The following is a 12,067-nucleotide window of genomic DNA, read 5'->3' as shown; positions in this document are numbered from 1 at the left end:
AAACGCCGGGAGGGATCACGCCGCGATCCAGGATCGAAGACAGGAGCGATCAAGCGGATCGCCGAGCAGTTGGGCATCCATCCCGAGGCCCTGCGCACCTGGGTTCGTCAGGCCGAGATCGACGGTGGTGTCCGCCCCGGCACCACGACGGACGAGGCGAAACGGATCGCCGAACTCGAACGCGAGAACCGAGAACTGCGCCGTGCCAACGAGATCCTGAAGACGGCGTCGGCGTTTTTCGCGGCAGCGGAGCTCGACCGCAAACTCAAGTGATCGTCGACTACATCGACGCCCACAAGGCCGGTCACGGGGTCGAGCCGATCTGCAGAGTCCTCACTCGGACCGGTGTGCAGATCGCCCCGTCGACGTACTACGCAGCAAAGACCCGTCCACCCTCAGCGCGGGCGGTCCGCGACGCGGAACTGATCGAAGAAATCCACCGGGTCCACGCCGAGAACTACGCCGTCTACGGTGCCCGCAAGGTCCATGCGGAGCTGCAGCGGCAGGGTGTCCGGGTGGCCCGGTGCACCGTCGAGCGCCTGATGCGCGCCGAAGGGTTACGCGGCATCGCCCGGTCGAAGAACCCCCGGACCACGATCGCCGCAGCGGACACCGACAAGCCTGCTGACCTGGTCAACCGCGGATTCACCGCCTCAGCACCGGACCAGCTGTGGGTCGCCGATATAACTTATGTCCGCACGTTCGCCGGATGGACGTATGCCGCGTTCGTCATCGACGTCTTCTCACGCCGCATCGTGGGATGGCAGTTGTCGACGAGTCTGCGCACCGATCTCGCACTCGATGCATTGGAGATGGGCATCTGGACCCGCGAGCATGCAGGTCAGGGCCTGTCGCAGTTGATACATCACTCCGACCGCGGAGCTCAATATCGAGCTATCCGCTACACCCAGCGCCTTGCCGAGGCCGGCGCGGTCGCTTCGGTGGGCAGCCGCGGCGATTCGTATGACAACGCCCTCGCCGAGGCGTTCAACTCGCTGTTCAAGGCCGAGCTGGTCCGTAACAAGGGACCGTGGCGCTCTATCGATGACCTCGAAATTGCGGTGGCCGAGTACATCGATTGGTTCAATCACCGGAGGTTGCACGGTGAGATCGGGATGATCTCGCCCGTCGAAGCCGAACAGTCCTACTACGATTCACATAGTCCCGCCGGAACAACCGAGCGGGTCGTCGAGAGCCTCTACTGAAGCCGGGGCGCAACAATTCTGGGTGGACCGGGGCTGAAGGCGGAGCCGAGATGTAGATGGTGTCACCGTCGCGGCGTCGGGTACCGCGAACCAGCAGACCTGTACACAGCTCCTCTTGCCATCCCGAGATCATGGTGCCGGCGACGGCGGCGGGGGTGTGCCAGGGCGGACCGGCAAGCTCGTCGCCCGTCTGGGGTGGATGCATGGTCACAGCGAAGGTGTTCGGGTTGCGGGCCCACTTGAAGTACACCACCACGTGGTCGAGTTCGACGTGTAGTCGAATCGGGCGGAACTGCTTGGCGATCCTGCCGCGGACCCGGATACCGTTGCGCAGTGCGCGCACCGTCTCGGCCGCGGTGTCGGTGAGCCGGTCGACGGGCACACCGGTGACCTCCAGGCGCCAGCCGCCGTCGGGTTCAGTGTCGGGATGGCGGATTCCTGCGGTCGGGGCGTACGGACCGACCCGGGCAATATGGTCCCGCAGTGCCCTCGATCCGGGATCCGGATCGAGTTTGCGGGCGTCGATGACCTTGAGCCACAACCGGTTCCAGGCAATGTTGTCCGGGGCCAGCACCGGGGCGCCGTCCGAGGCGACGAACACCACGAACAGCGGCTGGGTGTAGATCAGGCTGGTGCGCATACGCCGGTCCACATCGGTCCGGCGGATCATTTGGTACGCATAATCCGACCACTGTCGGCCGAGCACCGCACGCGCCCACGCTTCCGGTTCGACGGCCGGGTACTCGTGGACCAGATCGGAGCCCGCTGCCCGCCGGTCGGGATACTTATCGGGATAGCCCTGCACATGGATCCGCACACACACCGGCCTCATATCCGCAGGGAATGATCCCAGCTCGTCGGCGTCCTGATAGCTGTAGCTCACCTGGATCCGCAGGTGCGGCGTCGTCAACGACGGCCCCTCGACAGGATGGGTGTCGAGCAGTACCGACTGGCGATATGGGGGCTCTCCGGTGGCGGCGAGGCCGCGGAGCAGGTCACGGTAGACCGCGATGGGTTCTGCGAACCGCGTGGTGAGCAGTTCGATCATGTCGGTCATGGCGGCACGGTCGGGGGCGCCACCGGACTCAGCAGACGGAGTCATTCTTTCGACGAAGTCGGCCGGTGTCCTTGGCGCCGGCGATCTGCGCTATCGGAGCGGCGAGTGTTGCGCCGATGGTGACCACACCATCGGCGGTGGCCGTGCTGTACCTGGCCGCGGTCGTCGTCGTGGCGATGATCTTCAGTGCGGGGCTCCGGGATGTCCTGCGCGACCGCGATTTCGGTGCCGTGCTCGGTGTCGACGACCGGCGGATACGGTGGCCGCTGACCGTCGTGCCGGGTGTGGCCGCGGTACTGGCCGCGATATCCATGACGCTCCTGACCGGTGGCACAGTGACGACGCTGGCGATCGGGCTGGTCGGGGGCTGCGCGGCCGCGTGCCGAGTACGCACCCGGCCGTCGATCAGCTATGACGGGTTGATCCTGGAAACCGCCGTGGGACAAATCCCGGTCGATCTGCTTCGGCAATGGCTTCGCGGACCGGACGTGCTGCTCGCCGCGGCGTGGCTGGCTGCGTTGTTCAGCTGAGTGCCGATCAGGACGAGGGCCGGCCGGTTCTGCTGACAGCCCATAGGGCATACAACGAGGTGGCGCGGATCGGACCGGTCCGCCCGGAGGAATACCGCGGCGGCCGCGCGGGGAGGCGATGATTCAGTCGTCTTCCCAGACCAGGTTGTGCAGGCGCATCGCTTCGATCAGATCGGGGTCGTGCTCCTCGACGGGGCCGTAGTCGAGCACCGTGACGTTCTTGCTGACCGGTCCGTCACCGGGACGCTCGTACAGCGCCCAGAGCACCAACCCGTCACCGTGCCGGGACTCGAACTCGATGCCGGCCACCGGCTCACCACCGGGATCGGAAAGAGTGTTGACCCACTGCGAGATCGCCTGGGTCAGGGCACGCGGGCGACCGTCGCGGATCGCCGCGGTGTCGAGATCGAGCAGACCGAGCCGGATCGCGTGGGGCCGGAACAGGGCTCGCAAGGTGGCCACCGACTCGGGGTCGCCGGGCACGACGAACCATCCGGTGATCGTGCCGCTGCCGGTAACACGCGACGACATCCACGACCGCGGGACACGACCCGGCGCGATGGTGGGGAACTCGCCCTCGTCGTCGTCGACGATCTCGTCGAGCGCGGCGCTGAGCTCCTCACTCGTACGGGCGTAGGCGAGGACCTCGAGATAGCAGGACAGGCGAGTCGCCCCGACGTACAGGGTTCGCCACACCCCCGCCGGATCGTCCCAGCGGCCGGTGAAGCGCCCGTCGGTGGCGAACTCCCACGGTGTCCACTCCCACGAGGTCGGCGGGTAGCCCACCCGGTAGGCGGCCACACCGCCGACGTGGACGCAGCGGACATCGCCGCGCGAGGTGGAGATCAGCGTTCGGTCCGGTGCGCTCATCCGACCGCCGCGAACTGCCGGGCCGCGGCGAGGACCTTCGGGCCGACGTCGGACAGCTCGCCTTCGCGCAGCAGCAGCGCCGGCGGTCGGTCGTCGAGAATCGGGTTCAGGCCCTGGAACCAGGTTTGGGCCACGGCGGGGGTGTCGCGTTCGGCGATCAGCCGGGCGGCGCGGTAGGCGATGCGCAGGCGTTCGACGTCGGTGTCGTTGTTGATGGTGCGGGTGCCTTCGGCCCACTGGCGGACCGCGCGGGTTTCCTTGACCTTGCCCAGGTAGGCGACGAGCTTGGCGCCGAGCAGGTCGCGCAGTGCGGTGACCAGCTGTGATTGGCTCATGCGGGCGGCGTCGTTGTAGGCGGCGAGGTCGGGGCGTGGGTGTGCGGTTGTCATAGCAATCCACCTCCTGATCACATGGTAAATCACAGTCTTGATGCCGTCGAGGTTCCCACCTTGAGCGACGGCGTGGGACTGCGCCGGGGTGGACGGCTCCGAACAGGTCCGGCGTTCGGCCGCCTGCACCTACGCCTACCGGCGTGCCCGCCAGCACAGCCAGAGCGCCGACTGACCCGCTGCGCGGCCCGAAGATGTGCTGTGAGCTGTGCAGATGACACGTCCCCGCGCGCCGTGGGTGCGGGGACATCCCGGCTGGGGTACCGGCGGGTCGGTCCTGCACGACCGGCCGCTGCCGGTGCCTCCGCGATGGGCGCATACAGGGGCTACAGCCGGCCGGGGCCGTGCTCATCCCACGGGTTCGGGCTCTCCGGCGGCCAGGCGAGGTGGATCGACCCGCCGCCCGACATCTCACCTGATGTAAGGCCTGTATTTGTCTCAGTGGCGCGTCGGCGGCCGTGGTGTCGGTACCATCGGTAACAATCGCCGGCATGGACACCGCTACCGACGAGGACCGCTGGGTTGTACCGACCCGCTGGTGGGGCACAGCCTTGCCGATCCGAGGACTCGGCCCGGCTCCCCGCGAGCGGGTGTCCGCCGATGCCGCCGCCCGGGCAGCGAGGACCTACGACGACGCAACAGAGTTCGTCGCCACGGCGCTGGACAATCCCGATTCCGATCCGGCCCTCGTTACGCACGGGCGCGCCGCCCTCACCGGAGCACCGAATGTACTCGTGCACACACGGAATCGCACACTGGTCTCGGCCACCGAGTTACACCCTCTGGGGCACTACTCCTGCTGGATCTGTGGGTCACCCGATTCGGGGTCGCCGGGGCAGCGCAACTGGTCGCATCGATGACACAACTCGGGGTGGCACGGTCGACCCCCTCCGATGGCCGACCGGCCTACGAGGGACCCCCGGCCATCGGCGCTGTCGCCCCCGACCTGATCCAAGGCCCCATCGTGACGACGCGCTGTCGCGGTGGGCAAGTCGAAGGATTCCGGCCGTGGGATCCCCATATCCGCTTGCGGCGTCTGGTCGCCGCCCTGCCGGACGACGACTACACCGCCCTGGTGGAAGCATTCGCGCAGCTGCGGGGCCGCTCCCGGGCGGTCGACGCCATGATCGTCTACCTGCTCCCATCCCGGCAGGAGTGGGTCGACGCCGCCATCGCGGCGATCCCCCCGCGTAATCATTGGGGCGATCTCGACGGCTACCGGCAGGCGCTGTTCGGATCGATCACTACGATGGACCAACTCGACGGGCTCATCGACGCATCGATCGACGCCGGCCACGACCGCGGGCATCTGATCTGGATGATCGGCACCGGCAAAGCGGTCCTGCCCAGCTTGGTCTGTCATCTGGGGCCGGCGTGCGCGCCGCTGCTCGCCGAGATCGCCGACGGCAACGTCTCGGCTGCCAACCGCTACAAGATCTACGACTATCTGTCCCATATGCCTACCGACGAGGCGTTCGTCCTGCTGCTCGATCGCCTCGGCCGCAAGAACGTCGAACGCTCGGTGCTCGCCGCCGCGGACCGCTTCCCCCGCCGGGCGCTGCGCCTGTTCACCGAACGCGGACTCCAGCGCCTGCGTGACGACCATGTGCGCACCCACCCCGAACTGTCCCCCGAAACCTCCGACACCGTAGTCCCTGCGGACGTCCCGGTCGGCCGGGTGCCGGCGCTGTTGGCCTCGCCCCCGTGGGTGGGCTATCGCCGACCGAAACCGGTCACTGTCTCGGTCGAGTCCTCCCCCACTCCGGTGTGCACGCGCTGGCGCGCCGGGGAACGACAGCGGTGGACGCAGACTGCGCCCCGCTATCCGATCGGTCCCGGCTCGGGCTGGCGGGCACATATCGAGGCCGCTCTGCGGCATCCGCGAGGTTTGAGGGTCGAGACCTTTTCGCAGGCCCCGGTCGAGATGATCCGGCCCTATCTCCACGGCGCACAGCCCGGTTTCGTGTGGCGCGCTCTGCCCGACCTGCAACGGATCCTGGGCCGGTTCGACACCGAGGCGATCGGCTACGTGCTCGCGGCGGTGCGCTCCAAACCGGTCGGCCACATCGAGGCGTTGTTGCCGGTCGAAGGCGGCGAGATCGCCGCGCTCATGGCCACCTGGTGCACCCGCCGCACCACCCGTGCTGCGGCTCAGCAGTGGCTGGAGCGGCACGCCCCCACCGCAGCGCATGATCTGATTCCCGCCGCGGTCGGTACCCCCGGACCGCCGCGCACGGCCGCGGAGACTGCCCTGCTGTATCTGCACAGCATCGGCTGGGGCGACACCGTCCGATCAGCCGCGGCCGGATACGGGCGCGAGGCGGCCGAGGTGATCGACACGCTGCTCACCACCGATCCGGTGTTGCGGCTGCCCGCCCGGATGCCGGCCCTGCCGTCGTGGCTGCGCCCGGAACTGCTCCCGGCTCTCCATGCACGCGGCGGCGACGACGCGTTGCCGCTCGACGCCGTCACGAATCTGTGTCTGATGGCGGCATTGTGTCAGCCGGATGTGGTGTACGCCGGTATCGAGCAGGTGATCGGCGAACTCGACGCGCCCACGCTGGCGCAGTGGGCGCGGGCAGTGTTCGAGCAGTGGCGCCACGCCGGATATCCGGCGGCGCAGGGCTGGATCCTTACCCTGCAAGCACTCGTCGGTGACGACGATACCGTGACCATGCTCAGTCCCCTGATCCGCAGCTGGCCGGGCCAATCGGCCCACAAACGCGCTGTCGCCGGCCTCGATGCCCTCGCCCAGATCGGCACCGACACCGCCCTGCTGCACCTGCACGCCATCTCCGAGAAACTGAAATTCCCCGCCCTGAAAACCGCTGCGCAGGACAAGATCGAGCAGATCGCCGTCGACCTGGGCCTGACCACCGACCAACTCGGCGACCGCCTCGTCCCGACCTTCGATCTCGACACCCCCGACGCGCTGCACCTGAACTATGGGCCGCGCTCGTTCACCTTCGACTTCGACGAACACCTGCGGCCGATCCTCTATGACGCCACCGGCCGCGTACGTAAGACACTGCCCAAACCCGCCGCCGGCGACGACCCCGACCTCGCCTCGACCGCATACGCCCGGTTCGCCGCCTTGCGCAAGAATCTCAAACCCGTCGCCGGCGATCAGATCGTCCGCCTCGAGCAGGCGATGGTCACCCGCCGACGCTGGACCACAATCGAATTCACCGATTTCTTCGTCGACCACCCGCTGCTGATCCATCTCGTGCGGCGACTGGTGTGGGGTATCTATACCTCCACTGGCGAGCAACTGCGCGCAGCCTTCCGCATTTCGGACGACGACGCTTTCCTTGACCTCGACGACATCGTGGTCTCCGCCGGCGACGAGGAGGTCATCGGACTCGTCCATCCCTGCGAGCTCGGCGACACCCTCACCGCATGGCGTACCCGATTCGAAATCGCGCAGCCGTTCGAACAACTCCACCGCACCGTGTACCAGGCCACCGGGCTGGACCGCACCGACCTGCGCCTGACCCGCTTCGAACGCCTGCACGTGCCCGCCGCCGCACTGATCGGCTTGGAACGCAATGGATGGGTTCGCGAAGAACCCGCCGACGCCGGCATGCAGATAAGCACCAGCAGAACCCTGCCCTCCGGCACCGTCACCGTCTCGTTCTTCCCCGGCATCTCCGTCGGCGCACCAACCATGTTCCCCGACCAATACCTCGTCGACATCTCCGTCAACCCCCGACCCCTCGGCCACTGGCATCGCGTCGACACATCCGAAACACTGCGGGACCTCATCGACCTCGCCTCCACCCACACCCCCGCAACAACATGAGCACAACCAAGGCGGTGACACCGGTCGGATCATGTTCAGCGGCAACCGCATCGCGGAAACCATCCCCGTAGCCCGATACCTTCGGGGACCTCGTGATCATCGGAACAACTCCGGGACATCGGGACCCGTCGGGCTGCTGTCGCAGGGTCCATCGCCAGCGCCGACCTCGGCCGAGGCGCCACCGGACGAGCACACCTCAACCCAATGCCTCGACCTTACGACCCGTTGCCCCGCTCCTCCGGATGTGCTTGAAGAACAACGACTTCTCGTCGCTCTCGTCGCCGTCTTCTCTGAACTCGGAAAACTTGCGGATCAGCGCCAAACTGGCGTCGTTGTCGCGATCGATCGAGCAGCAGTCCCCCACGATCTCGCCGAACCACAGCGAGATCGTGACCCCGCGTGTTGCCATCGCAGCCTCGTGAGGTGAGAGCGCGAAGCTACTGACCGAACGTAGAGCGCAGATTGGCGTTGATGAGCTCGTTCACGCGCTTGCGCATCCGCAGGATCGTCTCATCGTCCGGTACCGGGTCGTCGACCGTCAGTATCCAGCACACGGTGGTGCTACTGCGCCGAGATCCCGAGAGCTCGAACCGGATCCGTGCGTCGCGGCGCCACGGCCAGATCGAGGTCCACACCACCAGAGCCGGCTCGACCATCTCGACGACCTCGGGGCGTTGTTCGTCCTCGCGCAGAATCAACCACGGGCGCCTCGGATCACGGTCGGGGTCGATCAGGGCTTGGTAGACGATGTGCGGCGGGGGCGGCTGTGTTCGCCGCCGGCGCGCGATTTCCGGCATAGCGCACCCTAGCGTTTTTGTGTCTCGAGACGGGGTTTGCCCTGGTGGTCGTCGCGGTAGGTTCGTCGACATGGATATCGTCGAGCAGGTGCTGGCCTCACCCCGGGGCCGGCGGTTCGCCGCCCACCTCGGCTATGCGTGCAGCACCGACGAGCGAGCAAGCAACTACCGCGAACCCCTCACCCGGGCAGATGCCCTCGACGTCCTGGCCACCGTCGACGCTCAGGCCGTCGCCCGGTTGCCGGAACTCGACGTACTAGACGCGTTGGGCCGGGCAACGGATTTCGCGCGGTACTGGCAACCCCCGGACGAGGAGGACCTCTGGTTCGCCGATCCGGCTACCGTCACCGCCTCGAGACCAATCGTCGAGGCGGTACTGACCTGCGAGCACACCCGGTGGTGGAGCACGCCGATGGCTCCGACATGCCAACGAGCAGTGCAGAAGCGCTACACCTCCACCGATAAATGGTCCGAGACGTTCTGGAACAACCAGGACCAGGACGCCGACCTACCCGCCTGGCGGCGGCATGTCCTCGACACCGAGGATCGGTTCCGCCGCTTTCTGGACGCCGAACCCGAACGCCAGATCAGCGGCGAGTGGTGGTCGACCCCGGTCCCGAGCAGAGTCCGGGTCACCAGCCGCGCACGGGAAAAGCTGGGTGCGGTGGAGTTGCTGCTCGCCGAATACGACATCTCCGACGGTCGCCGCGCCCGGGTGTGGCCGGTGCATGTCGACGACGCGGCACGGATCTACGAGATCACCGACCCCGACGCCTGGACTCACCTGGTCGACGCGTATCCCCTGGCGGTGCCGGCGTCGCGGCGCTCCGACTGGTACGAGGCCACCGGCGAGCATCTGCAGTGGTATCAGCCGGACTGGGCAGCGGTGAGCGTCGACTACGACGCGGTGCACCTGACCGTGCTCGGGTATCTCACCACACCCGGGCTGGCGCTCCCGCTGACCACGCACACCGGGGCCAGTGTCCTGGCCGGATGGGATCCCGACGCTACCTTCTGGCTCGACTCGCGCCTGGTCCGAGTCGACGGCCGGCCCGTCGAATGGCAACGCACAGGCGACACACCCTGGGCGCCGGCACCTGTGAGGTGAAGGACCATCCGATGCAGACAGCACCGCCCCGAACATCGGATCCTCGGCGCTCGATCACTCTGGGGCGCGGGACGGTACAGCCCCCTCTATCACTGCTCATAGCCCATAGGGGGTACCGGTCGATAACACCGCGATCAGGGATCGACGCCTTCGTCGGTCGTGGTGACAACCGAGGCCCACCAGCGTCCGTCGACCGCGATGACCGAATGCGAAATCGAGATCACGACGGCGTCTGCGGTCACAGCTACTTCGTTGGCGAAGGTGCCTGCGTGGTTGGACAGTTCGCCGTGCAGCTCGGCGAGGCTGTCGTAGGGGCCGAGTTCGAGGGTGTAGACCTCGTACGCATGGGCGGTGCTCATCACCGAACGGTACAGATCAGAATGCGAAACGGGCTGGTATGACCCTCCCGGCTCAGCTCACCACTGCTCCAGCCCGGTCTGAGCCTCAGAAGCGTCGAGATCACGTGTCGGCGCCGTGGTTTCCGACGCTGGAGGAACAGCACGCATCGTCGATGACCACCGCAACCTGCCCGCGCGCACCCCCTCGTACTTTCGGCCCTGCACCCGGGTAATCTCCCGCAACCGGTCCGCCTCGGCGAAGAACACCAACTGCCACACGCCGGCGACACGTTCGGCGATCACCGGCGCCGGACCCCGAACGACGCCGCCCGCGCGGCGCGCGGCATCGGCGAGAGCGTGCACATCAACTGAAGTCGCAGCCGGACTCGATCCAGGCACCGAAAAATGCTCCCGGCTCCTCCACACTCCGTACATCCCTGCTCCTCACTCCACCAGCCTCGGCCTGCAGCCGAACCGTCCACACCCCGTTCTGCCCGATGCACAGTGTGTCCCAGAGAGTGCTGCCGAACAGATAGCGGGTCGATTTCCACGTCGGCGCCGACGGGCTCCCCTGTGGCTGAATCCTCAGAGGCCACGATCCAGTTCTATTCGATGAATACCACCGGTCCTCGCCGGTGATGTCACGCGTCTCGACCTCGGGTCCGCGTCGAGAGCCTGCGGTACGAATCGAGGCTAGTACAGGGGATGGATTTCCGTGTGTGGGTCGGATGTCGTTGCGACGACGGCTATCCGGCGGGAGGTGCCGGAATGGTGCGGGCGCTGGTGCTGCGGCCGAGTTCGGCTACCTGCCGGTCCGCCGCTTCGAGGAACGACTCCGAACCGGACCCCAGGCCGCTGCGTTTCGCGTTCACACGCTCCACGAGTGGCATTGTCAGGACCGGTTTGAGCCAAGCCAATGCCATCGCCCACTTCGGGACGTAGACCCGCCGTTTACGTGTTGCCAATGCTTCGACGAATGTGTCCGCGCACACCTCGACGGGCAGGGTCTTCCTGAGCGGGCCGGGCAGCGTTGCCAGCATGTCGGCGAAGGCTGGTAGATCCGCGTGGGCGTCCCGAAGTAAGGGGGTGTCGATCCAGGTCATGTGCGCCGATCCGACGTCGACACCCTGCGGCATCAGTTCGAGGCGGAGAGAGCTCGCGAAATGTTCGACTCCTGCCTTGCTGGCAGCGTAAGCAGACAGTCCTGGGCCGGGCAGGAACGCCGCCATCGACGAGACGATCAGAACGTAGCCCCGGCGATCGACGAGCGTCGGTAGCGCGGCCCGGACGGTGTGGAAGACACCGATGAGGTTGACCTCGATGACTCGCGCGAACGTGGTCGGGTCGATGTGCGCCACCGACCCGTAACAGCCCATTCCTGCATTGGCCAGCACCAGGTCGATGCCGCCGAAGCGGTCCACGCCGGCAGCAACCGTTTTCTCGAGGGCTTGCAGGTCCCGGACGTCGGCGACCGCCGCCACCGCGAGCTGGGATCCGAGTTCGGAGGCGAGTACGTGCAGTGGTTGGGCATCCCGATCCACCAGCACGAGCCGGACATTGCGACGGGCAAGGGCCCGCGCTGTGTGTGCACCGATTCCGCGGGCTGCACCGGTGACCAGCGCGACCTTGTCCTCCAGAATGGAGGTGGTGTCCATCGTTCCACGATAGGAGCCGAGCTCCCGAGATGGAAGAGCCGATGGGGAACGGACGGGAAGCAATGGTCAGAACCCGTAGATCAGGGAGGGCGGATCTCCCCGCCAGATGACCTGTTAGGAATCCAGGAGGTCAAGTGCGCGCTGGGTTTCAGCCCGGGACGACCACGCCGCGACCGCGGATGCTGCCCTCGCGCAGCCGCCGGTAGGCCGTGGGGCCCTCGTCGAGGGTGAACGTCTCGGTGTGGATGTCCAGGCGGCCCGCGCGGGCCAGGTCCACGACCTCCATCAGCTCGGATCGGGTGCCCCAGTACGGGGT

Annotated in this window: 14 protein-coding genes, 1 pseudogene and 1 other annotated feature; of the genes and pseudogenes, 6 read left to right on the top strand and 9 right to left on the bottom strand. The window is 67.0% G+C overall.

Going from position 1 to position 12,067, the window contains the following annotated elements; genetic code table 11:
* Both A8G15_RS30810 and A8G15_RS24085 read left to right on the top strand, forming a co-directional pair.
* On the top strand, window positions 1-273 hold a 273-nt coding region (locus A8G15_RS30810; protein WP_156665535.1), incomplete at its 5' end, for a transposase.
* Window positions 231-362: a sequence feature (AL1L pseudoknot), on the top strand. Its footprint overlaps the gene before it by 43 nt.
* Window positions 270-1,079: pseudogene (locus A8G15_RS24085) on the top strand (IS3 family transposase); the annotation flags it as partial. (Overlaps the previous feature by 93 nt.) The gene A8G15_RS30810 and the pseudogene A8G15_RS24085, both read left to right, overlap by 4 nt.
* 4 nt (window positions 1,080-1,083) lie before the next feature.
* On the opposite strand, the gene A8G15_RS30120 reads toward A8G15_RS24085, so the two are convergent.
* On the bottom strand, window positions 1,084-2,262 hold the full coding sequence (locus tag A8G15_RS30120) for a hypothetical protein (RefSeq protein WP_245687978.1): 1,179 nt from the start codon (window positions 2,260-2,262) through the stop codon (window positions 1,084-1,086).
* 116 nt (window positions 2,263-2,378) lie between these two features.
* Here A8G15_RS30120 and A8G15_RS24080 point away from each other — a divergent pair, with 116 nt between their 5' ends.
* Window positions 2,379-2,792: a hypothetical protein gene (locus tag A8G15_RS24080; RefSeq protein WP_068165450.1), complete on the top strand. Its 414-nt coding sequence runs from the start codon at window positions 2,379-2,381 to the stop codon at window positions 2,790-2,792.
* A 123-nt stretch (window positions 2,793-2,915) separates the two neighbouring features.
* Here the strand turns inward: A8G15_RS24080 and A8G15_RS24075 are convergent, their stop codons facing one another.
* Together A8G15_RS24075 and A8G15_RS24070 are read right to left on the bottom strand one after the other, a co-directional pair.
* Window positions 2,916-3,662, bottom strand: a complete 747-nt coding sequence (locus tag A8G15_RS24075; RefSeq protein ID WP_068165449.1) for an RES domain-containing protein — start codon at window positions 3,660-3,662, stop codon at window positions 2,916-2,918.
* Window positions 3,659-4,051, bottom strand: a complete 393-nt coding sequence (locus tag A8G15_RS24070; protein ID WP_068165448.1) for a hypothetical protein — start codon at window positions 4,049-4,051, stop codon at window positions 3,659-3,661. The genes A8G15_RS24075 and A8G15_RS24070 overlap by 4 nt, the downstream gene beginning before the upstream one ends.
* A gap of 491 nt (window positions 4,052-4,542) precedes the next feature.
* On the opposite strand from A8G15_RS24070, the gene A8G15_RS24065 reads away from it, so the two are divergent.
* Entirely contained in the window at window positions 4,543-4,911 is a 369-nt protein-coding gene (locus tag A8G15_RS24065) for a hypothetical protein (protein WP_068165447.1), read from the top strand.
* 167 nt (window positions 4,912-5,078) lie between these two features.
* Window positions 5,079-7,853 carry a DUF4132 domain-containing protein gene (locus A8G15_RS24060; protein WP_068165441.1) on the top strand — a complete coding sequence of 925 codons (2,775 nt, stop codon included), beginning with the start codon at window positions 5,079-5,081 and terminating at the stop codon, window positions 7,851-7,853.
* A gap of 196 nt (window positions 7,854-8,049) precedes the next feature.
* Here the strand turns inward: A8G15_RS24060 and A8G15_RS24055 are convergent, their stop codons facing one another.
* Together A8G15_RS24055 and A8G15_RS24050 are read right to left on the bottom strand one after the other, a co-directional pair.
* Window positions 8,050-8,262 (bottom strand): hypothetical protein, encoded by a 213-nt coding sequence (locus A8G15_RS24055; RefSeq protein ID WP_068165438.1) that lies wholly within the window; start codon window positions 8,260-8,262, stop codon window positions 8,050-8,052.
* Between the two features lie 28 nt (window positions 8,263-8,290).
* Window positions 8,291-8,650, bottom strand: a complete 360-nt coding sequence (locus A8G15_RS24050) for a hypothetical protein (RefSeq protein WP_068165428.1) — start codon at window positions 8,648-8,650, stop codon at window positions 8,291-8,293.
* A gap of 70 nt (window positions 8,651-8,720) precedes the next feature.
* Between A8G15_RS24050 and A8G15_RS24045 the strand changes: the two genes are divergently transcribed.
* Window positions 8,721-9,758, top strand: a complete 1,038-nt coding sequence (locus A8G15_RS24045) for a hypothetical protein (RefSeq protein WP_068165426.1) — start codon at window positions 8,721-8,723, stop codon at window positions 9,756-9,758.
* A 134-nt stretch (window positions 9,759-9,892) separates the two neighbouring features.
* On the opposite strand, the gene A8G15_RS24040 is transcribed toward A8G15_RS24045, so the two are convergent.
* The 4 genes from A8G15_RS24040 to A8G15_RS32000 form a co-directional block, all read right to left on the bottom strand.
* Window positions 9,893-10,117: a hypothetical protein gene (locus tag A8G15_RS24040; RefSeq protein ID WP_068165424.1), complete on the bottom strand. Its 225-nt coding sequence runs from the start codon at window positions 10,115-10,117 to the stop codon at window positions 9,893-9,895.
* Between the two features lie 57 nt (window positions 10,118-10,174).
* The gene (locus tag A8G15_RS24035) at window positions 10,175-10,531 is read right to left on the bottom strand and encodes a hypothetical protein (RefSeq protein ID WP_068165422.1); all 357 of its coding nucleotides are present in this window, start codon (window positions 10,529-10,531) and stop codon (window positions 10,175-10,177) included.
* Window positions 10,532-10,842: 311 nt separating this feature from the next.
* Window positions 10,843-11,751 carry an SDR family oxidoreductase gene (locus A8G15_RS24030; protein ID WP_068165420.1) on the bottom strand — a complete coding sequence of 303 codons (909 nt, stop codon included), beginning with the start codon at window positions 11,749-11,751 and terminating at the stop codon, window positions 10,843-10,845.
* Between the two features lie 148 nt (window positions 11,752-11,899).
* Window positions 11,900-12,067: zinc-binding dehydrogenase (locus tag A8G15_RS32000; protein WP_342671593.1), on the bottom strand; the 168-nt coding region annotated here is incomplete at its 5' end.

The sequence above is a fragment of the Rhodococcus phenolicus genome (genome assembly GCF_001646785.1).
Lineage (GTDB): Bacteria > Actinomycetota > Actinomycetes > Mycobacteriales > Mycobacteriaceae > Rhodococcus > Rhodococcus phenolicus.
Note: the sequence above shows the minus strand (reverse complement) of the source record. Positions and strands in the feature narration are given on the sequence as shown.

Coding starts and splice junctions, on each gene's coding strand:
- A8G15_RS30120 (WP_245687978.1), bottom strand. CDS start 2,262: ATGACCGACATGATCGAACTGCTCACCACGCGGTTCGCAGAACCCATC.
- A8G15_RS24080 (WP_068165450.1), top strand. CDS start 2,379: ATGGTGACCACACCATCGGCGGTGGCCGTGCTGTACCTGGCCGCGGTC.
- A8G15_RS24075 (WP_068165449.1), bottom strand. CDS start 3,662: ATGAGCGCACCGGACCGAACGCTGATCTCCACCTCGCGCGGCGATGTC.
- A8G15_RS24070 (WP_068165448.1), bottom strand. CDS start 4,051: ATGACAACCGCACACCCACGCCCCGACCTCGCCGCCTACAACGACGCC.
- A8G15_RS24065 (WP_068165447.1), top strand. CDS start 4,543: ATGGACACCGCTACCGACGAGGACCGCTGGGTTGTACCGACCCGCTGG.
- A8G15_RS24055 (WP_068165438.1), bottom strand. CDS start 8,262: ATGGCAACACGCGGGGTCACGATCTCGCTGTGGTTCGGCGAGATCGTG.
- A8G15_RS24050 (WP_068165428.1), bottom strand. CDS start 8,650: ATGCCGGAAATCGCGCGCCGGCGGCGAACACAGCCGCCCCCGCCGCAC.
- A8G15_RS24045 (WP_068165426.1), top strand. CDS start 8,721: ATGGATATCGTCGAGCAGGTGCTGGCCTCACCCCGGGGCCGGCGGTTC.
- A8G15_RS24040 (WP_068165424.1), bottom strand. CDS start 10,117: ATGAGCACCGCCCATGCGTACGAGGTCTACACCCTCGAACTCGGCCCC.
- A8G15_RS24035 (WP_068165422.1), bottom strand. CDS start 10,531: ATGTACGGAGTGTGGAGGAGCCGGGAGCATTTTTCGGTGCCTGGATCG.
- A8G15_RS24030 (WP_068165420.1), bottom strand. CDS start 11,751: ATGGACACCACCTCCATTCTGGAGGACAAGGTCGCGCTGGTCACCGGT.